This window comes from Chitinophaga costaii, from assembly GCF_900094705.1.
GTDB lineage: Bacteria > Bacteroidota > Bacteroidia > Chitinophagales > Chitinophagaceae > Chitinophaga > Chitinophaga costaii.
Map to the genome: position 1 here is coordinate 343,051 of NZ_FMAR01000004.1, position 25,413 is coordinate 368,463.

Here is a 25,413-nt window from a genome sequence, read left to right on the forward strand (position 1 = left end):
TGGTTGGTTGCATCAAACTTTGTGTTGTATTGCCTAAAAAATATTTTATATGAAACGCATCCTATTCCTGGTTACTTTCCTGCTATTTGCCATTACGGCGGTAACGAATGCACAACACCGGCCACCGGCACCTCCGCATCCTGCTGGATTTCCTGTGCCGCCACATCCGCGTCCGGGACGGCCACCGCACCCGGTGCATCACCGTTATCATCATCATTACCATCATTACCGTCATCATCCAAGACCGCATACCGTACATCATTACCATCGCTAAATTATTAACCGGATACACCTATTTATTTAAGCAACATTAAAATTCAGCTGTGATGAAAAAAGTATTCTTCCTTACATTCCTGATCGCTGGTCTGGCTGTTAGCAGCCGGAGCGTTGCCCAGGTATTTATCCATGCCGCTATACATATCCCTTTACCGGTTCCTCGCATACCTGTTCCGGTTGTGGTAGCACCTCCGCCGCCTCCGGTATATTATGCGCCGGCGCCGCGTTATTGCCGTCCTGTGCCCGTTGTGGTGGCTGCACCCGCACCGGTATATGTAAGGACTTATTATCGCCCGCGCCCCCGCTACTATTGTGATAATGTGGTAATGGTAAGAGAAAGATCGCGTGGACATTATTATAGAAGATGGTGATTTTTTCCAAATAGCAGAAAGGCCGGAATGTGTAAAACGTTCCGGCCTTTCTGCGTTACAGGCTGCTTCCGTTTTCTGTACTCAAATGCTTACTTTTGCGCTATTATGGCGTACAAGCATCTGAAGCACTTTATCGATACCCTGGAAGCGGCAGGCGAGTTAGTAAGGATCAAGGAATATGTAGATCCTCACCTGGAGATCTCGGAAATTACAGACCGGGTTAGCAAGCAGCCTGGTGGCGGCAAGGCCCTGCTATTTGAAAATACCGGCTACGACTTCCCGGTGCTGATCAATTCCATGGGCAGTTATAAAAGAATGTGCCTGGCCCTGGGTGTGGGCGAGCTAGATGATGTAGCCAAGGAAATTGAAAACCTGTTTAAATTGCTTTCCAAACCCAAGGAAAGCATACTCGATAAATTATCCATGCTGCCTAAGTTGGGACAGTTTGCTTCCTGGATGCCCAAGATAGTAAGCGGCAAGGGGAGTTGTCAGGAAGTAGTGATGGCCAGTCCCGATTTGGGAAAGCTGCCCGTACTTACTTGCTGGCCCAAAGATGGAGGTCCTTTCATTACCCTGCCGGTTATCCACACCAAAGACCCTCATACCGGCACCCGCAACGTGGGTATGTACCGTATGCAGGTATTTGAAAAAGACATGACGGGTATGCACTGGCACAAACACAAGGTATCTGCCAAACATTTTTCCGAATATAAAAAACTGAATAAGCGTATGCCCGTTGCCGTTATCCTCGGCGGCGACCCGGTGTATACCTATTCTGCCACGGCGCCTCTGCCGGAGAACGTAGATGAATATATGCTAGCCGGTTTTCTGCGCAAGAAAAAAGTAGAGCTGGTAAAATGCATTACCCAACCCGAGCTGGAAGTGCCGGCAGATGCTGATTTTGTGATAGAAGGATATGTATTGCCGGAAGAAGAACCGGTATGGGAAGGACCTTTTGGCGATCACACCGGTTATTATTCGCTGGCAGATTGGTATCCGCGTTTTCATGTAACGGCTATAACGCATCGTAAAGATGCGGTGTATCCAGCCACCATCGTGGGTATTCCGCCGCAGGAAGATGCCTGGATAGGCAAAGCCACGGAACGGATATTTCTGGCTCCCATTAAAATGACATTGGTGCCTGAGATCATAGACATGGAAATGCCTGTGGAGGGTGTGTTTCATAACCTGGTGATTGCCCAGATCAAGAAAGACTACGCCGGCCAGGCCCAGAAAACCATGAACGCCATGTGGGGCGCGGGGCAAATGATGTTTAACAAAATACTGGTGGTAACTGATGAGCAATGCGGCCTGCATGATTACAAAAAACTGGCGCAGTACCTGTTTCGCCACCTGGACCCCAGCCGGGATATTTATTTTAGCCAGGGGCCTATGGATGTGCTGGACCACTCCTGCTCCAAGATGGGTTTTGGCGGTAAAATGTGCATAGACGGCACCCGTAAATTTGAAGAAGAAACAGGTGATGAAACCTATGTGCGCTACAATGGAACACTGGATGTAAGCGCCCTCCGGGCTAGCTTCCCGGAGATTAAAGGGGTGAATGCAGCCTTACTGGCGGCGGATATTTCCTGCCTGCTGGTGGCGGTGGAAAAGAATCGTTTAGGCCACATTGCTGCGTTGAATGAAGCGCTGTATAAACTGCCCGCCGTGCAAGGCATAAAAATGATTCTTTACTTAGAGCATACGGTAGACGTGAATGACCTGGCATCTTCGCTATGGCGCTTCTGTAATAACCTGGATCCTAAGCGGGATAACTTTGTGGTGCGCTATACCAATGCCGATGGTAAAACTGTGAGTGGCATAGGACTGGATGGCACGCTGAAAACAAAAGCGTTCGACAACTTCCAGCGCGACTGGCCCAATATTATCGTGGCAGATGATAAAACAATTGCCAGTGTAGATGCCAAATGGCCTTTTCTAGGGCTGGGCGGGTTTGTAGCATCTCCCTCGCATAAGTATAAGCAGCAGATGTATGGCACCGAAGCCATTGTGAATGTGGGATAATGCGCGGAGCAGTGTAGGGGTGGGGTACGTGTTCCTGGCTCTTCCGGGAAAGGCTGATGAAATAATTTTATAAAAATGCCCGGACAACGAAATTTGTCCGGGCATTGTTTTTATAAGATCGTCTTATTTGTGAATTTCGGAGGTAAAGTGGAACTCAATGTCTGGGTTGTTAGCGCGCTCGGTGTTGAGATACCATTCTGACTGGGCCAGGTATACCAGGTGGCCGTCTTTGTCTGTTACCACATTGGCCTGTTTAAAGCGGATAAATTCCTCCACCTTGTCTTTTGGGCCAGTAATCCAGCAGGCTTTGAAGAAGGGGAGGCTATTAAAAACGCAGGAGGCACCGTACTCCTGGAGTAGCCGGTATTGGATTACCTCAAACTGGAGGTCGCCCACGCAGCCGATAATCTTACGGTTGCCGCCATGTTGGGTAAAGAGCTGGGCTACGCCTTCGTCGGTAAGCTGGTTGATGCCTTTTTCCAGTTGTTTAGTCTTAAGCGGGTCTTTATTCACCAGTTCCTTAAACAGTTCTGGAGAGAAGCTTGGGATACCAGTAAAATAGAAGTTTTCACCTTCCGTGAGTGTATCGCCGATCTTAAAGTTGCCGGTATCGAACAGGCCTACTACGTCGCCGGGGAAGGCATCGTCCACTATATTTTTTTCCCGGGCCAGGAAGCTGTAAGGGTTTGCGAAACGTACATCCTTGTTTAAGCGTACATGGTGGAAGAATTTATTCCTTTCGAATTTGCCGGAACACACGCGGAGGAACGCGATACGGTCGCGGTGTCGGGGGTCTAGGTTGGCATGGATCTTAAAAATAAACCCGCTGAATTTGTCTTCATGCACATCGATCTCGCGGGTGTTGGCCGGTCTGTTGCGGGGTGCGGGGCCTATTTCCACAAAGGCGTCCAGCAGGTCTTTCACGCCGAAGTTGTTTACGGCGCTGCCAAAAAACACCGGGGCCAGTTTGCCTTCCAGGTAAGGTTGTTTGTCAAATTCATCATACACGCCTTCTATCAGTTCCACATCATTGCGCAGCTGGCTGGCGTCTTTTTCATTGAAGTATTCATCTACAAAATTGCTGCGCAGGTCGGGGAGGGGAACAATGTCTTCGTCGGTAGCTTTGCGGTTGGGGGCAAAGGCTACGAAGCTTTTTTCATAAAGGTTATACACGCCCCGGAAATCGGTGCCGCCATTAATGGGCCAGCTCAGGGGGCGTACGCGGATGTTGAGTTTTTCTTCCAGTTCATCCAGCAAGTCGAATGGATTTTTACCGTCGCGGTCCATTTTGTTTACGAAAATGATCACCGGGGTATCCCGCATACGGCATACTTCCATAAGGCGTTCGGTTTGTTCTTCCACGCCTTTTACGCAGTCTATCACCAGCACAACGCTGTCTACTGCGGTAAGGGTGCGGTAGGTATCTTCGGCAAAATCCTTGTGACCGGGGGTATCCAGCAGGTTCACCAGGATATCGCGGTACTCGAAGGTCATCACGGAGGTGGCCACCGAGATACCTCTCTGGCGTTCAATCTCCATGAAATCGGAGGTGGTGTGTTTCTTAATTTTGTTGGATTTTACCGCACCGGCTGTCTGAATAGCGCCGCCAAACAGGAGGAACTTTTCTGTGAGCGTGGTTTTACCGGCATCCGGGTGGGCGATAATGGCAAATGTTTTCCTTTTATCGATCTCGAGGTCGTACTTCATTGTTTTAAAAATAGGTGCAAAGGTACTTAAATGTATCAAGTATTAGGTAGGTGGTATTCCGCATGCGGTGGCAGGAGGGGTGGGGGCAGGTTGTTTTTATGCTAATCTTTTCTTGTAAGCCCTTTCTGGCGGCTCATTTTAACCGCTTGCGTAACATAGACATATAACGGGGATACATTATTCATTTTTCAGTAAATTTGGTCATGTTCTCCACCCTGAAGATTTTATCCAGTAGCCTGGTGATGGCTGTGCAGGAAATGTGGGCCAATAAACTCCGCACCTTTTTGTCGTTATTGGGCGTTACGATTGGCATTTTCTGCATTACGGCCGTGTTGACCCTTACCGCCAGTCTTGAATACAATGTGCGCCGGGACGTGGCAGCCCTGGGCAGTGATGTGATCTATGTGCAGAAATGGCCATGGGGCGGTGGGGGAGAGTATCCCTGGTGGAAGTACATGAACCGGCCGGAACCCAAGTATGCCGAGTTAAAAAACTTGCAGGCTAAAGTGTCGGGGGCGGAGGCTATTACTTTCATGTTTTCGGCTTCGGGCAAAAAAATTGAATATGGGGATGCTTATGTAGACCAGGTGGAGATGGATGCGGTGACCCAGGATTTTGACCATATCCAGGAAATGAAAATTAATGGTGGCCGTTATTTTTCTCCAATGGAGGTTAGCAGCGGGGCCAATGTGGTGGTAATAGGGGGCAATGTAAGGGAGGCGTTATTTTCCACGCCGGAGCAGGCCATCGGTAAAATAGTCCGGTTTGCCGGTCGTCCCTGCCGGGTGGTGGGTACGCTGGTAAAAAAGGGTTCCAGCCTGGTAGGGGGCATTAATTTCGATAATTCAGGGATCGTACCTTATTTCTTTGGCCGCACCATCGTAGACGAGCGGCAAAATGCGGATCCTTTTATCATGGCTAAAGCCAGGGCCGGCACGCCGGTGGAGCAACTAAAGGATGAACTACGAGGCACCCTACGGGCGGGTCACCGGTTAAAACCCCGGCAGGAGGATGATTTTGCGTTAAATGAAATATCCACGGTGAGTAGCCAGTTAAATGACATTTTCGGCAACATTAACCTGGGCGGTATTTTTATCGGCGGTTTTGCATTGATTGTAGGCGGTTTTGGGATTGCCAATATTATGTTTGTAACGGTAAAAGAGCGTACCAAGATCATCGGGTTGAAAAAGGCAATAGGAGCGCGGCAGCGTATTATCTTGTCTGAATTTTTGCTGGAATCTATCATGCTTTGCCTGGTGGGCGGAACGCTGGGCATTCTTATTATCTGGGGGCTTACTGCACTGGTAAATAAATTCACCTCATTTGAGCTGATCATGACGGCGGGCAATATTATCCTGGGGCTGCTGGTATCTGTGATCACCGGTATATTATCAGGTTTTATCCCGGCATTTAACGCCTCCCGGCTCAATGCGGTAGTGGCCATCCGGAGCAACTGAGTTCTGGGATACTACATTTTGTTACCTTTGCGGGCATGTCTATTAATATTCTGGCTATAGAATCTTCCTGCGATGAAACCAGCGCTGCTGTGATTAAAGACGGCAGGATTTATTCCAATTTCATTGCCAACCAAACGGTACATGAGCAATATGGCGGGGTGGTGCCGGAGCTGGCTTCCCGCGCTCACCAGGAAAATATAGTGCCTGTGGTGGATCAGGCTTTGAAAACAGCTGGTATTGCAACTTCGGATCTTACGGCTATTGCTTTTACCCAATCGCCTGGCCTTATTGGTTCCTTGTTGGTAGGCAGTTGTTTTGCCAAGGCCATGGCTCTTGCGCTGAACCTTCCCCTTATTGCCGTACAACATATGGATGCCCATGTGATGGCAAATTTTATTGAAGCTCCTACACCTGCTTTTCCCTTCCTTTGCCTGACAGTTTCCGGTGGCCATACCCAAATTGTGTTGTGCAAGGATTACCTGCATATGGAGATCATCGGCAAGACGTTAGATGATGCTGCCGGCGAGGCTTTCGATAAGAGCGCCAAGCTGCTGGGACTACCTTACCCTGGTGGCCCCTTAATTGATAAATATGCACAACTGGGCAATGCCCACCGCTTTAAATTTACCGAACCACAGATACCTGGGCTAGACTTTTCTTTCAGCGGATTAAAGACGGGCATCCTGTATTTTTTACAGGAGAATTTACAAAAGGATCCTTTATTTATTGAACATCATTTGCATGATATCTGCGCCAGCATCCAGGAAAGGATTGTTAGTATTTTGTTGAATAAACTACGGAAGGCCGCACAGGAAACCGGCGTTCGGCAAATAGGCATTGCAGGCGGCGTAAGTGCCAATAGTGGCTTGCGCAAGGCTATTTTAGCCATGGGTGCAGCGCAAGGATGGCAAGTGTTTATTCCTAAGTTTGAATATTGTACAGACAATGCAGCGATGATTGCCATTACCGCGCATTATAAGTATCTGGCCGGAGAGTTTGTTGGGCTGGATGTGGTGCCGAGTCCACGTACCTAATTATGAATTATGAATTATGAATTATGAATTCTTAATTATGAATTGTGAATTATGAATTATGAATTATGAATTGTGAATTATGAATTTATAATTATGAATGTTGGGGGGAGTTGCTGGTTGTTATTTTTTTAGGATGGGTTATGGGCAATCATTATTTTAAGTTTAAGCAGTTTGTGGTAATGCAGGAGCGCTGTGCGATGAAGGTTTGTACGGATGCTTGTTTGTTGGGGGGTTATAGTGCGCGGTATTTGAGGGGAAGTAAGGGAGTAGAAAGGGTGTTGGATATTGGGACGGGTACAGGGTTACTGAGTTTGATGGGGGCGCAGCAAAGCGGGGCTTCTTTTGTAGGGGTGGAAATGGATGCAGTTGCTTGCCTTCAGGCGAAGGAGAATTTTGCGGCGTCGCCGTGGAAGGAACGGCTGGAGGCGGTTTGTGGGGATGTTCGCTCTTTCGTGGCCCCTGCGCCGTTTGATTTTATTGTTACAAATCCACCTTTTTATGAGGATGATCTGAAAAGTGGCGATGCCTTGCGTAATCAGGCCATGCATGCTACCCGTTTACGGTTTCCCGAATTGCTGGGGGTAATAAAATTGCAACTGCGTGCGGGCGGAGCATTCGCGGTGCTGTTGCCAAACATTTCTTTTGCTACATTTCAAGCGCTGGCGATGGCAGAGGGTTATCATTTACAACGGGCTTTACATATTCGGAATAGGATGGGGGCGCCGTTGTTCCGTAGCATTGGAATTTTTACGGATAGGGCCGTGGAGGCGGCAGTAGAGGAGATGGAGATTTACGGGGAAGCCAGGCAATATACGCCGGCATTTACAGATTTACTGAAGGATTATTATTTGTATTTGTAAGTTGGCTTGCTATGAGAGTAAGGATCATGCATTATAAAAGCAGATCTAGTTTTACTGTATTTTTCGTACTGGATCATTTTTAAACGGCGCGCCTGCGCCAACTTTATCCTGTCAAAAACAAAAGGACAATTTTATGGAACAACCACTAAAAGCCAGCGTAGCCTTTGTTATATAAAACCGTAAAAAAAATTGGTAAGATGGAATATTGTTTACCAACTGCTGTGTATGTGGTGCATCGCTGGTTGTTGTACGGAGGTGATGTTTGACCAGGTGAGCAATATTAATTAAAAAAACACTTTTTTCGGTGCAGCTTTATTGCTGGATGTGGGTATAAGTTTTTTATAAAGGTTTACCCTCCAGGGGCTTTTTTCCTGGAGGGTTTTTTTATTACTGGCGGTTTGACAGGTAATCTTGCAGGTAGCTAAACACTGGGGTAAGGCTACCTTTTTTTATAATAGTAGCCCGCTGTAACAATTCTGATTTGGGCAAGAGCAATTCATCAAAAACATATTTCATTAATTGGTCGCCGAAATAGTGAGAGGCATCGCGGGGCAATTCGTTGGGCAGGTTACCTACACACATCATGTCTACGCTGCCAGCCAGGTGGGGAGCGGTTTTGCTGCGTTGCTGGCGGTTTACGCCGTACACGGGTGCATCGATAGTGCCATCGCCCAGGTTGCAGGGAATGGAGCCGCTGGCATCGTCGGTGATGTCGGCGATCACTTGAATGCGGAAGTGAGGGCTTTTCAGGTCTTCCCAACTGAATAATGGCTCCATGCGCTCGTCCCAGTAAATACCGTTGATCAACAGGTCGGCGGCTCGTACGAAGGGGCGGAAGCGGCATTCGTAATTTTCGGGGTGGTGGTGAAAGTCCAGCCGGTTGTAGGTTTTGTCCTTCCTGTGAAGATATAGCTCCCCTGCTTTAAGCTGGGTGTATACGGGGTATTCGAAATCCTGCATGAGCAGGGCATCGGGTGTTACATATTTAATGCCCAGGAGCCCCATAATTTCCAATGTGCCTGCAGTAACGCGGCCTGATCCGGTGATGGCGATTTTCATGGGAGGTAGTTTTACGCCAAAGTAGTGACTGATCAGTTCTTGGAAGTCGTGGCAGGCATGTACCCGTTTGAGGTGAAAGGTGCCGGTGCGCTGCCCATAGGTCATGAGGCCATTGTGTGCGCCTACAACGCCGGCAAAAAAACCGAAACCCAACATGCGCTGTCCGTCGCTGTGGGTGAGGCATTCATAATCGACAAGGGTAATGTTTTTTGATGCGATGGTTTGCAACAGCTGCTGGTTATAAGGTTGTTTTTTCTTAGTGTGGGAAAAAAACAGGTAGGTTTTGCCAGCTATTAGCAGTTCGGGTGGTACTTCTTTTATACCTAATAAAATGTCGCAGTGCTCCATATCGTCGGCTACTTCAATGCCGGCGGCGGTATATTCAGCATCGGTATAGCAACGATGGGGCGAGGGTTGTGCGATCATTTTTACGTGGGGGTAGTGCTGCTGTATCCAGTGGCATTGCAGGGGGGTAAAGGCTACCCGGTTATCTTGTGGAATTTTGGCCTCCCGGATCAGCCCTATGCGAAATTGTTTTTCCATCTGGTAATTTAAGGAGAAAAAGTATAGCATGTATGGGGTACAAGGAAGCAAAAAAGAGGGAGGCATTCTTTCGCCCTTTGAGGCGGAAGAATGCCCAAGGATAACCGGCACTTATTCAATCGTGTAATGTTCAAAATCTGCTTTGGCTAATTGTTTAGTTGTTTTTGTTTTTTTGCCGATCTGTTTAAGGTAGCGATACCCGATTTCGGTGCGATTGTGGAGGTTCCAGTGGCGCACACCGTCGTATTCAAAGGTGGTGTATACTTCGAAGTGCAGGCTGCCGAAGCCGCTTTGCTCGGCCAGGGTGAAAGTGCCATGTTGTATGATAAATTTTCAGAAAGGATCTATACCACTAGCCCCGCCTTCTTCCTTGTTGGCCAGGCAATGGTTGTTTTTCATTACTTCCCTCAGCTTGCCGTTAGCGCCCCGAATGAGTAGTTTTACTGTCCTGGGTTTTAGCGTCAGATCGCGGTAGTTGCTATCGGCTTCCTGGGTATCGGTGAGCAAAATCAGCGCGTCTCGTTTGTTATTGTCTGCGTCGAGGTCGCCGTATTGCCAGCGGGTGATGGTAAAACTGGCTTCATTAAATTGCTGCAATTCGGAAGGGGCGGCTTCATTAGTGTGTGGTGGCTGCCTTTTAACGGCTGTGCGGGGGTTACACTGCTTCGGCTTTTTGGGCGAAGATTTTAGGGCAACAGCATGTTTTTCCTGGAAATCGTAGTTGGACGCATGTGGCCCGGGTTTCATAGCCATGCAATAAAGCAATAGCGGGAACAAGCAAATCTTTTTCATGGTCTTTCTGGTATTTGGATAAAATAAGTTGCTGGCAAATTTAGCTGTGAAAAGAGGGGAAATGGCGTATGTGTATAAAATTATAAGGAAATGTGTAAAAATATTAAAATATATATCAGGTGGTTGTTCAGTGGAAATTGCGGGTTGTAAGGGTTATGGGCTAACCAGCATCCTTCATTTAAAAATCAGATAAATACAGGCATGGAATGGAGCAAAATATTTAGTAATGCCAGGAAGCAGGAGGTGGCGCCGTTGCGAACATGGGCAGCCGTAAAAGCTGGATAGTGGCTATATTCCACGAAACGTGCAGCATAAGGAATAGGCACAGGATTTGGTATTTTGCATTAAATTTTAAATAGACATGCCTGAGAATGATTTGCTGGCTGGTGAAGACCAACTCCGTTATGTGCTGAATGCAGCTGGTATTGGTACCTGGGATGTGGACGTTGCCCGCAATAGAGTATTCTGGGATGAACGCTGCAAGGTATTGTTTGGATTTACTTCTACTGACCACGCAAGTTTCACAGACACCTTTCAATATGTACAAAATGACGACCGGGAAGCGGTTCGGCAAGCTATAAATACCGCTTTGCATCCATCATCTGGCGGGTATTACGACATGCGCTACCGCACTGTAAATCCGGATACAGGCAAAGAAACCTGGTTACAGTCGCAAGGGCGTGCCATTTTTAACGAAAAAGGCGAGGCCGTTAGATTCTCCGGTATTGCGCGCGACATTTCCGAATCCATCCGGACTATGGAAAAAATGGAGATTGCAGAAAGGCACGCCCAGCTTGCGCTGGAAGCTGCCGGTGCAGGTTCTTTTTCTATAGATTTTATGACGGGGCAGATAATGAGTTCTTCTTCTGTTGCCTACCTGCTCACGGGCGATCCGGATGCCGAGGCTACCAGGGAAATGTTCTTTGAACAGGTGCATCCAGACGACCGGTCTGTACAGGAAAAGGCTTATGCTATTGCCATCGAAACTTTGCGGTTGCGCTATGATGCACGGTTTGTGTGGAAAGACGGATCTGTTCATTGGATAAAAGTAGTGGGCCAGTATTATAAAGATTCACATGACGAGCTAACTTCTTTTCATGGCATTGTGATCAACATAGAGGCGGAGGTGAAGGGACGGAAGGAACAGCAAAAATTAGTAACGCTGGTAGAAAAGAGCAGCGACATTATCCTCACGGTGGATCTTCTTTTGAACATTACCTATGCGAATGCCACAGCCATAGAAGTTTTGGGGTTGGGCAGTAAAGAGGAGGGCCTTTCTCGAAACCTTAAAGATCTTTGCCGGGCATTTAAAGGGAATGAGATAGAAGCTGCATTGCAGGATGCAAAGTGGGAAGGTATGCAGCATTATAGCAACCTGAAAACGGGTGAATGTATTCCTGTGCATTCCCATATTTTCAGGCTGGATAGTCCGCTAAACGGCAGGCCTATTGCACTGGCCATGGTGGCGCGTGACATGCGCAGCGAGCTGGCTTCGCAGGAAGCATTGCGCAATAGTGAGACGCTGTTCCGTACTATATTGAAGCAGGCACCGGTAGGTATTTCTTTGCTCAAAGGCCGGGATTTAATTATTGAAACGGCCAACCTGCATATATTGGATTTATGGGGTAAAAATGAATCTATCATAAATTTGCCATTATTAGAAGGATTGCCGGAGTTAAAAACGCAGGGGATCTTTTCCTTGGTGCAAAATGTGTATGACACCGCCCAGCCCTATCATGGTTATGAATCAAAAATAATGTTACAACGTAACGGGGTTCTGGCGGATGCCTACTTTAATTATGTAATGGCTCCTTTGTTAGAACCAGACGGAAAGCCCCGCGGTGTAATGGTAGTGGCCATTGATGTAACCGGGCAGGTATTGATGCGGCATAAAGAAATGGAGGCGCAAAAAACCTTGCAAAGTGCTGTGGAAATTGCGAATTTGGGTACCTGGCAATATCATCCTCTTACCGATAAATTCACGTGTTCTAACAGGATAAGGTCGTGGATGGGTGTTCCGGCATTCCAGGAAGTGCATTTGCAAGACGTGTACCATGGCATGAACGATCCTGGAAAGTTGCAAGAAGCCCTTACCAAAGCTATGAAACCTGGCAGCGACGGACGTGTGAATGTGGAATATGAAATGCATAATATCAAGACCGGCGATTTCTATTTCATGCATACCCAGGGCCAGGCATTTTTTAACGAAGAAGAGCAATGTTACCTTGTATTGGGTACTACACAGGATATAACCATTCAGCGGGAAGCAGAGCGTATGCTGGAACGGGAGGTAGCGGAGCGCACAGAAGAACTGGCCGCATCTACAGAAGAACTGGCGGCATCCAATGAAGAACTGGCGGCCACGAATGAAGAATTGCAGGAAAGCAATGACAACCTGTTGCGGTCTAACCTGGAACTGGAACAATATGCATATGTGGCTTCTCACGACTTACAGGAGCCGCTCCGAAAAATACAAGTATTCAGCAGCATGCTGCTTTCCCGTGAAAACTTGTCTGACGATGTAGAACCGTTGGTGGATAAGATCATTTTTTCTGCGCAGCGCATGGCTTTGCTAATTAAGGACTTGTTGGAATTTTCTCGCCTGTTGAAGTCGGACCCTGTTTTTAAGCCTACCAATCTTACCCGTATTATGATGGCGGTGGAGAATGATTTTGAACTGATAATAAAGGAAAAAAAAGCCTATGTTCATATTGGCAAACTGCCTACTATACGGGCTTCCAGCCTGCAAATGAACCAATTGTTTTACAACTTGCTAAGTAATGCATTAAAATTTACTGATCCAGGCAGGCACCCTCATATTGAAATTCATGGCCGTCCTATTTCGCACGATGAGGTGTCAAAGTATGTGAAACCTGACACGTTATCTAACTACTACGAGATTACGTTTACGGACAATGGAATTGGCTTTGAGGTGCAGTATACCGAGCAGATTTTCGAAGTATTTAAACGCCTGCATGGGCGGGAAATTTACCCGGGTTCGGGCATTGGCCTGGCATTGTGCCGGCGTATAGTGACCAACCACGGCGGGTATTTATTTGCGGAATCAGAACCGGGGCATGGCACTACTTTTCATGTAATTTTGCCAGACCGTTAACGGGTAGGTATATATGAAAATGGCCGGGAACAATTTCCGGCCATTTTTATTGATTACAATTGCTATGATTGGATTTATACTTCCATGGCCTTAGCCACTTTGCGGTAAACGTATTCATGAAATACGTGGCGGCGGCAGAAGCGGCCGGGCGTGTCTGAGTTGATCAACTTCACATAAATGGCTTTTGGCACATCAAAATATTCGTAGCTGCTGCCGTCCTGGAAAACCAAAGTGAGCGTGGATTTAGTGAAAGAGAAGTCGGCCACGGGCGAAGCATTCACCGTTTCGGTGTATTGGGGTAATGCCTGTTCTATGGTTTCTGGAGCTACGCTTACGAGAAAGTTGTAGGCTTCGATCAGTTCCTTGCTTTTGGCTTCAGCTTCCAGTTTGGCGGCTTCTGCTGCGGTGGCAAATTTGTCGGGATGCCATTCTTTCATCAGGTTGCGGTAAATGGTTTTCAATTCCTTTACCTCGGTCGTTTTACTAACGCCCAATAATTTGCGGTATGCTGTTATGTTACTCATGATTTGTTTAATGCCGCGCAAATGTACTGTAAATACGGCAGTTCTCCCAGGCTGGTATGTCAGGAGATGGTAATCCTTTTAAGGGCAGGCTTTTAAAGACTAGCATGCGGTAGTGAAAAAGGAGCCTCTGCCGGGGCTGGCATTATATTTCCCCTGTGAGCGCCTGCGTATATTCGCGCTCAAATTTCTCTCCGTAGATGGCCTGGTATTCTTCCTGGAAATGCTGGTACAGCTTCCGGGCAGATGCGTGTTGGTGAAGCTGCACCAGTGCGCGGCATTTGTATAGGACGGCTTCTTCGCTGAGAGCATCGAAATGCAGCAGGCAGTTGCAGATGTCGATTACAGTAGATGGTAGGGCAGCTGCTGCGTGGAGATGCAGGTAGGCGTCTAGTTGGGTAATGACCTGCTGGTTTATTTCCTGTTTATAGTTATCCAGCCAACTGTATTCCATGCCTTCCAGGAAGAGGCCCCGCTGCAGGAATCTGATGTGTGCCGAGTTGTTTTGATCCAGGGGCGGTAATTGTTGCCAGGCTTGGACGTCTATCTGTATGCTGTCTGCATCAAATAGCAATTGCCACCTTCCTTTTTCCTTGATCAGGCTGCAGTTGCCTATCTTTTCGAGAATGCCTCTTAGTTTAGCGATGTTTACCGATCTGTTATTCTTTGCTGCTGCGGGCGTCATATTGGGCCAAAGTATTTCCGACAGTCTTTCTGAAGTAATGCCTGCATGTCCGGTAATGTTGGGCAATAATAGGAGCAGGAAAAGTTCTTTTACCAATGGGCTGAATAAACGGGTAATGTCTTTTCCTGTATTATCGAGTATGGTAAACGGGCCGAAGAGATGAATAGTAGCTGCCGGCGCGGGCGTATTGATCGCAATGTTATGCACCGCGATGGGGGCTGGCGTAACAGCTTGTGTTATCAATGGTTCCTGCACCGTGGGGATAGGCGGTATGGTATCTGCTAGGGGGCTGGCTATGATCTTGCGCCTACGCAGCAGGTACAGGCCGGCCAGCAGCAGCAGCAGTATTGCGCCGGTGAAGCGCATGCTATTTGGTATAAGCCACCAGGGCCTATTTTGATGGTATTGTTGTAAGATGCTTACCGGCATGAGTAAGGGATACCTTTTTATCTTAATCACCCTGTTATCTGGCGTATAGTAGGTTACCGCTACCAGTTCGCCAGTTTGTGTGCAATAATAAAGCCCTGCATCATTATTGGTGTTAATGAAAGGCAAGTTGATGGGGGCGTTTAGCCGCTGACAGGCCGGGTGTTTCCCGCTTATCTCCAGCGCGGATCGATTTTCGGGAACCCTATTTTTGTCAGAAAATTTTACGCCGTATCCTTCCTGGGCACAGGCAATGACCGGTAGTAGATAATAGAAAATATGGCGGATATAGCTGAAATACTTCACGACTCAAAATAACCGCTTTCTACCTAAGGTTGGGTAGGTATCAATGTTAACTTTACTTTAAGAAAAGCCCGCATCCTCCACCGGTTAATGGGGGTTAACGCCCTGTAAATGGCCACTAGTAAGGGTTTTGTTAGGCGTGTCCTGCGCCTTGTTAATCACCCGTTATCCCTTTCGTTAATACCCTGTTCCTTATTTCGCACCATCAAATTTTTGTTTTTCCAACTTCTCTTAAACAACAAAAGCACCATGAAAAAATGGTTTTGTATGCTTTGCCTGGCTGGCGGTGTGGTAGGCGCGAATGCGCAGATCCACAAAGCCACTGGCAGGGTAGCCGATCAAAGCGGCCAGGGATTGCCCGGCGTTTCGGTAAAAGTATTAGGTACTAATCTTGGCACCAGCACAGATGCAAAGGGCAACTTTAGCATTAGTGCCGGTGCAGGGGCGCAACTGGTGTTCAGCTATGTTGGCTTTACAAATGACACCTTGCCTGCCAGTGAACAGGTAACGATGGATGTGAAAATGAAAATCCGGATTGCTTCCCTCAACGATCTGGTAGTAGTGGGTTACGGCACACAGAAAAAAGCGAACCTTACCGGGGCGGTAGCGCAGGTGAGTGGGGAAGTGTTGAGCAACCGTTCTATTCCTAATATTACCCAGGGACTACAGGGTGCTATTCCCAACCTGAACCTGGTGATGGGCGATGGTAAGCCTATTCAATCTCCCTCGTACAACATACGCGGTAATACTTCCATTGGCCAGGGCGGTAGCGCGCTGGTGCTGATAGACGGTGTGCAGGGCGATCCCAGCCTGATAAACCCGAACGACGTGGCCAGTGTTACGGTATTGAAGGATGCTTCTTCCGCCGCCATTTACGGCGCACGTGCAGCCTTTGGCGTGGTACTCATCACCACGAAGAACCCTACGAAAGACAAAACTTCGGTGACTTATTCTTCTAATTATTCGCTTAAAAGCCCTACTTCTGTTCCTGACATTGTGAGCAATGGGTATGAATATGCCACCCAATTTAATAATGCATGGTCTGCCTGGAACGACTATTCCCAATCGCCGCAAAACATAAATAAAACCCAGCCCATTTCGGCGGCCTACCTCGCGGAGTATAAAAACCGTAACGATAATCCCAACCTGCCCAAAACCGTGGTGGGTACCGATGGTAACTATGTTTATTATGGAAATACCGATTGGTATAAATTGTTGTATAAAAATCACAGTTTCTCTACAGACCAGAACCTGTCTGTATCTGGCAGCAGTGCCAAAGCGAGTTACTACATCACAGGCCGTTATTATGGGCAGGAGGGACTGTTCCGTTACAACTCCGACAACTATAAGATGTACAACTTCCGTGCAAAAGGGAGTGTACAGGTATTGCCCTGGCTACAGGTGAACAACAGCACCGACTTTGCGTCCCGATCTTACCACAACCCGCTGAACGTGGGTGAATCTGGCGGCATCTGGCGAAATATGGCCGATGAGGCGCATCCATCTGCCGTGCTTTTTAACCCGGATGGCTCGCTCACTTTTTCGGCTGCTTACACAGTAGGTGATTTTGTGTATGGTAAAAACGGTATAGACACTACCAACCAGCAAATCCGTAACACCACTGGTTTTGAGGCGAAATTTAACCATGATCATTTCCGTGTTAAGGGCGACTTCACCTTCCAGATTTTCAATAATGGCGAAACCCAGCGCCGTGTGCCGGTGCCTTACAGCACTGCGCCGGGCGTAACGGCCTATGTGGGCACGGCTTATAACGATTTGCAAAATCTCTCTGCCCGTACGCAGTACACGGCCACCAATATTTATGGTGAGTATGAAAATCATTTTGGAGGGCATTACATTAAAGCCCTGGCCGGCTACAATTACGAGCAGTCTGTATTTTCCAGCTTTTCTGCTATGCGCAATGGGCTTGCATTTTCCGGAGCTGATAACCTGAACCTTGCATTGGGTCAAAACATAAACACGATAGGGGCTTACGACAAGTGGGCTATACTGGGTGGTTTTGGCCGCCTGAACTATGCTTATAAAGACCGCTACCTGGTGGAGTTTAACGGGCGTTATGATGGTTCTTCCAAGTTTCCAGCCAACCAGCGTTATGCCTTTTTCCCTTCGGTATCTGCCGGTTGGCGGCTTTCGCAGGAGCCTTTCTGGCACCTGTCTCCGAAGATCATTTCCGACGTGAAGATCCGCGGTTCTTTCGGATCGTTAGGTAATGGTAATATTGCTTCTTATGCCTACCAGGAAGTATTTAATATAGCCCAATCCAGCCGGGTAATCGGTGGTGTATTGCCGCAGAAAACGGCACAGCCAAATGTAGTACCCGATGGACTTACCTGGGAAACCGCCCGCACGGTGGATGCGGGGCTGGACCTGGCTTTGCTGTCGGACCGCCTCACTTTCAGCGGTGATATTTACGAGCGCAAGACCACGAATATGTTTACGGTAGGTCCCACCTTGCCAGATGTATTTGGTACCAGCACGCCGAAGGGCAATTATGCTGATATGAAGACCTTGGGCTGGGAAGCCAATCTTACCTGGACAGATCATTTCCAGGTGGCAAATAAGCCTTTTCATTATAGCGCGGGCGTGTGGATGTCTGACTACCATGCTACTATTTTGCGTTACAACAATGCTACCGGTACCCTTTCTGATTATTATGCCGGCGAGCACCTGGGAGAGATTTGGGGTTTAGTGAACGACGGTTTCATGACGGCCAAAGATGCGGATTACGCCAACAGTGCGCAAACTCAGACCCAATATAAATCTTCCACCACCGGTCATTGGCTGGAGGGGGATCTGAAATTTAAGGATCTGAACGGCGATAATAAGATTAATAACGGGGCCAACACTAAAAGTAATCCTGGCGACCAGCGCATCATAGGCAACAGTACGCCGCGTTACACCTATGGTATTAAACTGGATGCTTCATGGAACAATTTCTCCATCGGTGCATTCTTTCAGGGAGTGGGTAAACAGGATTGGTTTCCAGGTGGAGAAGCAGATGCTTTCTGGGGGCAGTACAACCGTCCTTACAACTATGCGCTGAAATACCAGCAGGGCAAGATCTGGACAGCAGACAATCCGAACGCTTACTTTCCGCGTTACCGTGGTTATGTGGCACAGGGTGGGGGCGAGCTGGCAATCGCACAGAACAAGTATTTGCAAAATGTACGTTACATCCGCCTTAAAAACCTGCAAGTGGGCTACAACCTGCCACTGTACATGGTTTCAAGGGTTCACCTGCAAAGCGCCCGTTTTTTCCTTTCCGGAGAAAACCTGTGGACGGCTTCTCCGCTGTATAAACTTACCCGTAACATAGACGTAGAGAATATTGGTAAATCTGACGTATTACTCACGGGTGGTAGTAACACCGGTAATGGTAATAACTATCCGATCCTGAAGAGCTTTACGTTTGGCTTACAAGTTTCTTTATAACCTACTTTTCAAAATTTAGTGTAATGCATATACCATATAAAAAACAATGGGCTGCCGTGATACTGGGCGCCGCCGTGCTGGCCGGCTGTACGAAAAGCCTGGATCAGACGCCACAGTCCAGTGCTTCCAGCGACGCGGTGTTTAGCAGTGAGGCAGGTCTGAAATTATACACCACCTCTTTTTACGATTTCCTGCCAGACATAAATACCCCTTATAAAACCGATTGTTCGTTGTCTGACTACGGTGCGGTAACTGCTGTGCCGGACTTCATCCGTGCCAACGTGTACACGTCCCGCCTGGAAAATAGCTGGAGTTGGGGTAATTTGCGCAACGTCAATTATTTCATTGTTAACAATAACAATTCCGCGGTGCCGCAGGCCATCCGCGATAATTACCAGGGGCTGGCCCGTTTCTTCCGTGCTTATTTTTATTTCGATAAAATAAAACGCTATGGTGATGTACCCTGGATAGGCCACCCGCTGGCGGTGAACGACAGCGCCCTGTATGCCGGCCGCGATTCCCGGGTGCTGGTGATGGATTCCGTGATCGCAGACCTGGACTATGCCGCCTCTCATATTACGGCTACCGACGACGCTACCCGCAGCACCATTACCCAGGCTGTTGTATATGGTTTTAAATCACGCGTGTGTCTTTTTGAAGGTACTTACCGCAAATACCGCCATGATTCGCTGCCCGGCTCTAATGAACTGCTGCAACAGGCTGCTGCTGCGGCCAAGGCTGTGATAGACGCTGGCCGTTATTCGCTTAACCAGGGCACTATGTCCTACCGCAACCTGTTTATCAGCGCATCACCGGTAGCAAATGAGGTAATGCTGGCCAACATTGCCAGCAGCACGTTGGGAAAAATGAATGATGCCAACTGGTATTTCACCAGCGCAACGTATGGTCCCCGGTTTAGCTTCACGCGCGATTTTATAAACACCTACCTGAATATAGATGGCACTCCATTTACCAGCGTGCCGGGCCATGATACCATGACGCTGGCACATGAGACCCAGCAGCGCGACCTGCGCCTGGGCCAAACCATCCGCCTGGCAGGGTATACCCGTACTAACAGTGGTAAAGTAGTAGCTGGGCCGCCGGTATTTTCTTATACTTACACCGGTTACCAGCCTATTAAATGGTGCCTGGATGATATGTACTATGATGCAGGCGCTAATAACACGAATAGTATTGAGCTCATGCGGTATGCAGAAATATTGCTGAACTATGCAGAAGCCAAGGCCGAGTTGGGCGAAATGGACGGTACTGTTTGGTCGCAGACCATTGGCGCCCTGCGTAGCCGCGCTGGTATTGCCAATGCCAATACCCTGCCCACGATAGTAGATCCTTATATGCATACCCGTTACTATCCCGACATCAATGATCCTGTGCTGTTGGAAATACGGCGGGAGCGCGCCATTGAGCTGGCCCTGGAAGGCTTTCGCTATTATGACCTGGTGCGTTGGGCGCACGGCGACCTGCTACTGAACAAATGGAATGGCATGTATGTGCCGGCCCTGAATGTACCTATGGACCTGAACGCAGACGGTGTGCTGGATGTATGCTTTTACCAGGATACAGCGCCTACCAACCCGGTAGCCGGCGTTACTTACATTAACGTAGGCGCCATGGTGGGCGGCGTAACTAACCCGCAACAACTGGCTGATGGCACCGCTGGAGAACTGCACTGGCAGGATGCCACACTGCGCCAGTTTGAAAACTTTATGTATTTATATCCCATCCCGTATGCTGCCATCCAGTTGAATAGTAACCTGCAACAAAATCCGGGTTGGGAAAATCGTTAATTTTATGTTCTACAATAAATGATTATTATGAAAAAGAGTTTTTGGATAAGCCTGGTTTGTGTGATTTTCGGATGGCAAGCCGCAGGGGCGCAGCAATTTACAGTAGGTACCTACAACCTGCGTAACGATAATAAAGAAGATGTAAACAATGGCAATGGGTGGCAACAAAGATACCCGGTGATTGCCCACCTGTTGCGCTTTCACGGGTTTGATATCTTTGGTACCCAGGAAGGGTTGAAACACCAGTTAGATAACCTGAAAGACAGCCTGCAGGGTTTTGATTACATAGGTGTAGGCCGCGACGATGGGAAAGACGGGGGCGAACACTCCGCTATTTTCTACGACACCCGTAAATTTAAAGTAACGCAAAAAGGCGATTTCTGGTTATCGGAAATCGAAGACCGTCCTAACAAAGGATGGGACGCCGTGCTGCCACGCATTTGCTCTTGGGGCTTGTTTAAAGAAATTAAAACCGGCTACACTTTCTACATGTTTAATCTGCACATGGACCACATTGGAGTAAAGGCCCGTGCGGAAAGCGCCAAGCTGATCTTGAAAAAGATCAAAGATATGACCCACGGCCGTCCTGTGATCCTGACCGGTGATTTCAATGTGGACCAGACCAGTGAATCGTACCAGTTGCTGGCCACCAGTGGGGTATTGTTTGATGCTTATGAAACAACCCTGTTTAGATATGCGTTGACAGGATCTTTCAATGGTTATAAGCCCAACCTGGTGACGAATAGCCGTATTGATCACATCTTCCTGACGAAAGATTTTACCGTACAACGGTATGGTATCCTGGATGACACGTACCGCAGTAAGGAGGGCGATACCGGCACGGTGCGGATGCCTTCTGATCACTTCCCGGTATTGGCCGATGTGACCCATGGTAAGTGAATTTCTAATGAATAAAATAGGCCCACTGTAATTTTTTGCAGTGGGCTTTTTTTATGGGGTTGGGACCTGTAAGGAAAGATCTGTAGACATTGTTGTTTTGTGGCTGTACCTGGCTCAAAGCAAGCCTAATATGAACAATACAAAAGCTGAAAATGAGATGGTTTGCCTGGAACCGTTCTTTTACTTTTAACAAAAAATAGTTCTATGAAAAAAATTGTCATGGCGCTGGCTCTGCTCTGCCACGGCCGGAGAGTGGCATAGAGCAACCTGATGCCAAAGGCTAAGTATACATTAGCAAGGAAAAATAACATCAGGGATTTTGTGCAGATCTGAGTACTGAAAAAGATGGAAGGTTGGAGTATCAGTATCTTTTTTGCGGGGCGCAGGTAATAAAATGCCGCAGCAGGAAATGCGGTGTATCCGGGTACAGCCCGCGGGCAATCAGTAAAGTAGCCAGCAGCAAGCCTGCATAAGGGGCCAACCTGCGGAGGTATTGCCGCCAGGTGGCGCTTATCTTCCAACTGGCCAGGGATAATAATAACAGGGCAGGTAAAGTGCCTGCGCCATATGCTGTCATGAAGATCATTCCATTGGTTAACCCCCCAAGTACCAATGCGCCTGCAATGGCCATGTACACCATGCCGCAGGGGAGCAACCCGTTGAGTGCGCCGAGTACAAGCATGGAAACCGGCCGGGGATGGCGCAACAGCCGGAGGATGAGGGATTGTAAAAAACGTTGCCACGATGGCAGCCCTTGTGTCCAGTGGAACCATTGCGGCAGTAAGGCCGACAAGGCAAACAATAATAAAAGAACACCTGCCACCACGGATAATAGTTGTTGCCATCCGGCCAGGTAAAACTGGGTTCCCACCAGTCCGAAAGCGGCACCCAGTAAGGTATACATGGCTATGCGGCCGCTGTGGTACAATAGTAGCCCACTCATTTTACGGGCAGGGGGTAGTAATTGCAGCGGCAGGGCCATGACCAGCGGGCCGCACATACCCACACAGTGGGCGCTGCTCACAAAACCCAACACCAAAGCGCCTGCTATAATACCTACGTTCATTGTTGCATTAATTGATTTTAAATTCCTGTTCTGTATAATAAAACTGGGTGTCGGTTTTCCATTGCAGCTTTACCCAGCAATGGCCTTTTTGCAATTGTGATTTGGCAATACGTTGTATACCATTAGCCGTTGCAATGGCAAAGTGCCGGTCGTGCTGTGCGTTGGTAGGGTAGTAAAACCAGGCCTGCCCGCTGGGCAGGCTGTCAGGAAATTGCAGGGTAACCGCCTGGTTGTCTTGGGAGATGGTTACAGCAGTGCGTTTGGCCGCATTGCGGGCGCGGTCTATCTGTTGCTGAAAGTGAATTTCATCGTCGTAATATTTTTCAGACACCAACTCAAATTTAGTGTGGGTGGCCTTGTACACGAGGGTGCCTATCAGCAAGGCGAAACCGCAAAAAGCCATCGTTAATCCGTAACCCCAGTTCATCATTGTGTGATTTAAATGTTATTGTACCGGGCCGATAAAGGCCGTAGTTTGTGTGCCAATTTTTTTTCCATTCGCATACATGCCCAGCCGCACCATGGTCTTTTGCTGCCGGATGATACGGGCGGGCAGCACGATAAAAAAGGTGCCGGCACCCTGCGTTTCCGCTTTTACCAGTACGGCAGGTTTGCCGATCATTTGTACCTGTCCGCCAGCAGGACTTTCTACCCGTATGGTGAGCGGCACATTTTGCGTGGTTTTGTTAACGGCAGTGAGATTATACAGATTGCTCACACTGTCTGTTCCCCTTTCCTGGTATAGCAGGCCGGGTGTACGCATGATAGTAGTATCTACTGCCTTGCGGCTGAGTAGCAGGAAGCTATCCAGACAAAGAATAAGCAGGCAAAGCAGGGTGTAGGTTTTCATACGCGGTGTGTACCGCAGTGGAGCATTTTCTGCGATGCCGTATTCCGATGCGTAGCTGATCAGCTTTGTAGGTTTGCCAATTTTTTCCATCACATGGTCGCAGGCGTCTATGCAGGCGGTGCAGCCTACGCACTCCATCTGCAAGCCATTGCGTATATCTATGCCCGTGGGACAAACCTTTACACACTGGAGGCAGTCTATGCAATCGCCAAAGTGGCTGGCAGCGGTTTTGGCGGGTTTGTGCCGGGGTTCCCCCCGTTTATAGTTATAGGCTACGATAAGGCTGTTTTTGTCCTGTAATACGCCTTGTAGCCGGCCATAGGGGCATACCACGGTACATACCTGCTCGCGAAAAAAAGCATATACGCCGTAGAACACGGCGCTGAATAATAGGATAGCCAAAAAGCCACCCAGGTGATCCGACAGGGGAGCGGTGACGATTTTCCACAGCGCCGGCAGTCCGATAATGTAGGCCAGGAAGAAATTGGCAATGATAAAAGACAACCAGAAAAACACGGTATGTTTAAAGATCATCACCTTTATTTTCCGGGCGGTCCAGGGTTGTGCGCGGAGGGTGCGTTGCTCATTGGCATTGCCTGCTATCCAATATTCCACGCGTCGAAAAAGCAGTTCCATAAAATTAGTCTGCGGGCATACCCACCCACAAAACAAACGTCCGAAAGCAGCGGTGAAAAGAATGATGAAAAAAATAAACGTGATCATCAACAATCCCAGCACAAAAAAATCCTGTGGCCAGAAGATCTTGCCAAACAGGATAAAACGGCCTGCGGGTATGTTGATCATTAAAAAGGGCTGCCCATGCACTTGTATAAAAGGCAGCCCCAAAAAAATCAGGAAGTAAACGTAACTAAGTGTTTTGCGATAACGATAAAAACGGCCCTTGGGTTGCTGCGCAAAAATCCATTTGCGTTTTCCCTGTTCATCCATCGTGGCGAGGTGATCCCGAAAACTTTCCATGGCTATTCGTTTGTCAATGTACCCTGCGGTTCCTTTGGTGCAGCGGGTTTGCTACCATGCAGCGATTTTACGTAACTCGCAATTTGTGCTATTTGCTGGGGCGAGTAATCATCTTTCCAGCTTTTCATGCCCTTGTCGGGCCAACCATATTTAATGGTTTTAAAAATAGACTGTAAGTCGCCGCCATGCAGCCAGTAGTTGTCGGTCAGGTTGGGGCCTACGCCGCCGCCGCCATCTGCGCCATGGCAGGCAAAGCAGGTAGTGGTGAATACCTTTTTGCCTGCGGCGAGGTCGCTGGCGTCAGTAAGTAGTTTCACGGTATTTTCATCTACCTGGTTAGCGGCTTTGGCAAGGTAGGCTGCTTTTGCTGCTGCGGCATCTGCCACGGAAATCTGGTATTCTTCTGCACTTAAGGGAGCGTTGTGCGATACGTGGTAGCGCCATAAATACGCCATGGCGAAAACCATGCAGGCATAAAACCCGTACAGCCACCAGCCGGGCAGGCGGTTGTCCAGTTCACGAATGCCATCGTAGTCGTGGCCTGTATCGAGCGTGGCCTCTTCCTGCATGGGTTTAAATCGGTTTATCTTGAACCATAGTTGCTTCCATTGGTGGGCTGGCACCGGTATGGCTTGTTTTATTTTTTCTACATGCAGGAGGTTGCGCAGCAAAAACAACAATACCAGCACTACCCCTATTTCAAAAGCGATGACCAGCACCAGTGTATAATAAATAAAAGGCGGAAGGCCAGAAAAGGAATGCACTATGGGGGCGGGTTCTGCTACATCAGCCAGGATGGGAGCCAAGAGCAGCAGGGCTGTGGGCGGAACGTTGCCGGCGGCTGCTTTTTCTTTTTGTTTTTCATTTTCACGGTACACCTCAGCCGCGCCGTTCAGTACATAGGCCAGCAGTACGATGATGAGGCCAAGGGCCATGATCACGCAGGTAAGCACTACCCCCAGTGGATTGTGCAGCGCATCGGCCGATAGCAAGGGTAATAATAATGTAGGTCGCATGCTTATTGATTATCGAGCGGTAAGGAATTGATCTTGGTAAGGAGCTGGCGGTCGGCTTTGAAGGCCCATATGGCCATCACTATAAAAATGGTAAAAAAAATACCGAAGGCACTCATCGCATAAATATCTACACCGGTAATTTTTTCGAGGTAGTTGATGAATTTCATG

General features: G+C 48.3%; 20 protein-coding genes. 9 read left to right on the forward strand and 11 right to left on the reverse strand.

The genetic code is table 11. From position 1 onward, the window contains the following. Positions 1 to 49 precede the first annotated feature (49 nt). Positions 50 to 274, forward strand: coding sequence for a hypothetical protein (locus GA0116948_RS08410; RefSeq protein WP_123891716.1), 225 nt, complete (start codon positions 50 to 52; stop codon positions 272 to 274). Between the two features lie 137 nt (positions 275 to 411). On the opposite strand, the gene GA0116948_RS21235 is transcribed toward GA0116948_RS08410, so the two are convergent. Then, a complete protein-coding gene (locus GA0116948_RS21235; RefSeq protein WP_165798360.1) occupies positions 412 to 657 on the reverse strand; it encodes a hypothetical protein in 246 nt (81 codons plus the stop codon). A gap of 95 nt (positions 658 to 752) precedes the next feature. Between GA0116948_RS21235 and GA0116948_RS08420 the strand changes: the two genes are divergently transcribed. Further along, positions 753 to 2,672, forward strand: coding sequence for a menaquinone biosynthesis decarboxylase (locus GA0116948_RS08420; RefSeq protein ID WP_089711025.1), 1,920 nt, complete (start codon positions 753 to 755; stop codon positions 2,670 to 2,672). 123 nt (positions 2,673 to 2,795) lie between these two features. Here the strand turns inward: GA0116948_RS08420 and GA0116948_RS08425 are convergent, their stop codons facing one another. Continuing rightward, entirely contained in the window at positions 2,796 to 4,379 is a 1,584-nt protein-coding gene (locus tag GA0116948_RS08425; RefSeq protein ID WP_089711028.1) for a peptide chain release factor 3, read from the reverse strand. 203 nt (positions 4,380 to 4,582) lie between these two features. Here GA0116948_RS08425 and GA0116948_RS08430 point away from each other — a divergent pair, with 203 nt between their 5' ends. The 3 genes from GA0116948_RS08430 (at position 4,583) to GA0116948_RS08440 (ending at position 7,730) form a co-directional block, all read left to right on the forward strand. Continuing rightward, complete coding sequence (locus GA0116948_RS08430; protein WP_089711030.1) at positions 4,583 to 5,836, forward strand: ABC transporter permease; 1,254 nt, start codon at positions 4,583 to 4,585, stop codon at positions 5,834 to 5,836. 35 nt (positions 5,837 to 5,871) lie between these two features. After that, on the forward strand, positions 5,872 to 6,870 hold the full coding sequence (gene tsaD, locus GA0116948_RS08435; protein WP_089711032.1) for a tRNA (adenosine(37)-N6)-threonylcarbamoyltransferase complex transferase subunit TsaD: 999 nt from the start codon (positions 5,872 to 5,874) through the stop codon (positions 6,868 to 6,870). A gap of 140 nt (positions 6,871 to 7,010) precedes the next feature. Then, positions 7,011 to 7,730: a tRNA1(Val) (adenine(37)-N6)-methyltransferase gene (locus GA0116948_RS08440; RefSeq protein WP_089711034.1), complete on the forward strand. Its 720-nt coding sequence runs from the start codon at positions 7,011 to 7,013 to the stop codon at positions 7,728 to 7,730. Between the two features lie 387 nt (positions 7,731 to 8,117). On the opposite strand, the gene GA0116948_RS08445 is transcribed toward GA0116948_RS08440, so the two are convergent. Together GA0116948_RS08445 and GA0116948_RS08450 are read right to left on the reverse strand one after the other, a co-directional pair. Then, positions 8,118 to 9,332: an NAD(P)-dependent oxidoreductase gene (locus GA0116948_RS08445; protein ID WP_089711176.1), complete on the reverse strand. Its 1,215-nt coding sequence runs from the start codon at positions 9,330 to 9,332 to the stop codon at positions 8,118 to 8,120. 333 nt (positions 9,333 to 9,665) lie between these two features. Further along, positions 9,666 to 10,124 carry a hypothetical protein gene (locus GA0116948_RS08450; protein WP_123891715.1) on the reverse strand — a complete coding sequence of 153 codons (459 nt, stop codon included), beginning with the start codon at positions 10,122 to 10,124 and terminating at the stop codon, positions 9,666 to 9,668. Between the two features lie 361 nt (positions 10,125 to 10,485). Here GA0116948_RS08450 and GA0116948_RS08455 point away from each other — a divergent pair, with 361 nt between their 5' ends. Further along, positions 10,486 to 13,239 carry a PAS domain S-box protein gene (locus tag GA0116948_RS08455; protein ID WP_089711038.1) on the forward strand — a complete coding sequence of 918 codons (2,754 nt, stop codon included), beginning with the start codon at positions 10,486 to 10,488 and terminating at the stop codon, positions 13,237 to 13,239. A 74-nt stretch (positions 13,240 to 13,313) separates the two neighbouring features. Here GA0116948_RS08455 and GA0116948_RS08460 read toward each other — a convergent pair whose 3' ends face one another. Then, the gene (locus tag GA0116948_RS08460; protein WP_089711178.1) at positions 13,314 to 13,763 is read right to left on the reverse strand and encodes a KTSC domain-containing protein; all 450 of its coding nucleotides are present in this window, start codon (positions 13,761 to 13,763) and stop codon (positions 13,314 to 13,316) included. A 142-nt stretch (positions 13,764 to 13,905) separates the two neighbouring features. After that, positions 13,906 to 15,177, reverse strand: coding sequence for an AfsR/SARP family transcriptional regulator (locus tag GA0116948_RS08465; protein ID WP_089711040.1), 1,272 nt, complete (start codon positions 15,175 to 15,177; stop codon positions 13,906 to 13,908). Between the two features lie 246 nt (positions 15,178 to 15,423). On the opposite strand from GA0116948_RS08465, the gene GA0116948_RS08470 reads away from it, so the two are divergent. The 3 genes from GA0116948_RS08470 to GA0116948_RS08480 are packed head-to-tail and all read left to right on the forward strand — an operon-like array spanning position 15,424 to position 21,335. After that, positions 15,424 to 18,627, forward strand: a complete 3,204-nt coding sequence (locus GA0116948_RS08470) for a SusC/RagA family TonB-linked outer membrane protein (protein WP_205686066.1) — start codon at positions 15,424 to 15,426, stop codon at positions 18,625 to 18,627. A gap of 23 nt (positions 18,628 to 18,650) precedes the next feature. Then, positions 18,651 to 20,435: a RagB/SusD family nutrient uptake outer membrane protein gene (locus GA0116948_RS08475; RefSeq protein WP_089711044.1), complete on the forward strand. Its 1,785-nt coding sequence runs from the start codon at positions 18,651 to 18,653 to the stop codon at positions 20,433 to 20,435. Between the two features lie 27 nt (positions 20,436 to 20,462). Further along, complete coding sequence (locus tag GA0116948_RS08480) at positions 20,463 to 21,335, forward strand: endonuclease/exonuclease/phosphatase family protein (protein WP_089711180.1); 873 nt, start codon at positions 20,463 to 20,465, stop codon at positions 21,333 to 21,335. Positions 21,336 to 21,696: 361 nt separating this feature from the next. On the opposite strand, the gene GA0116948_RS08490 is transcribed toward GA0116948_RS08480, so the two are convergent. The 5 genes from GA0116948_RS08490 to GA0116948_RS08510 are packed head-to-tail and all read right to left on the reverse strand — an operon-like array spanning position 21,697 to position 25,412. Next, the gene (locus tag GA0116948_RS08490) at positions 21,697 to 22,401 is read right to left on the reverse strand and encodes a sulfite exporter TauE/SafE family protein (protein ID WP_089711048.1); all 705 of its coding nucleotides are present in this window, start codon (positions 22,399 to 22,401) and stop codon (positions 21,697 to 21,699) included. 7 nt (positions 22,402 to 22,408) lie between these two features. Then, positions 22,409 to 22,831: a FixH family protein gene (locus GA0116948_RS08495; protein ID WP_089711050.1), complete on the reverse strand. Its 423-nt coding sequence runs from the start codon at positions 22,829 to 22,831 to the stop codon at positions 22,409 to 22,411. A gap of 15 nt (positions 22,832 to 22,846) precedes the next feature. Next, positions 22,847 to 24,229, reverse strand: coding sequence for a cytochrome c oxidase accessory protein CcoG (gene ccoG, locus GA0116948_RS08500; protein ID WP_089711052.1), 1,383 nt, complete (start codon positions 24,227 to 24,229; stop codon positions 22,847 to 22,849). A gap of 2 nt (positions 24,230 to 24,231) precedes the next feature. Then, positions 24,232 to 25,245, reverse strand: coding sequence for a cbb3-type cytochrome c oxidase N-terminal domain-containing protein (locus GA0116948_RS08505; RefSeq protein WP_089711054.1), 1,014 nt, complete (start codon positions 25,243 to 25,245; stop codon positions 24,232 to 24,234). Positions 25,246 to 25,247: 2 nt separating this feature from the next. Further along, entirely contained in the window at positions 25,248 to 25,412 is a 165-nt protein-coding gene (locus GA0116948_RS08510; RefSeq protein ID WP_089711056.1) for a CcoQ/FixQ family Cbb3-type cytochrome c oxidase assembly chaperone, read from the reverse strand. Between the last annotated feature and the right edge of the window lies 1 nt (position 25,413).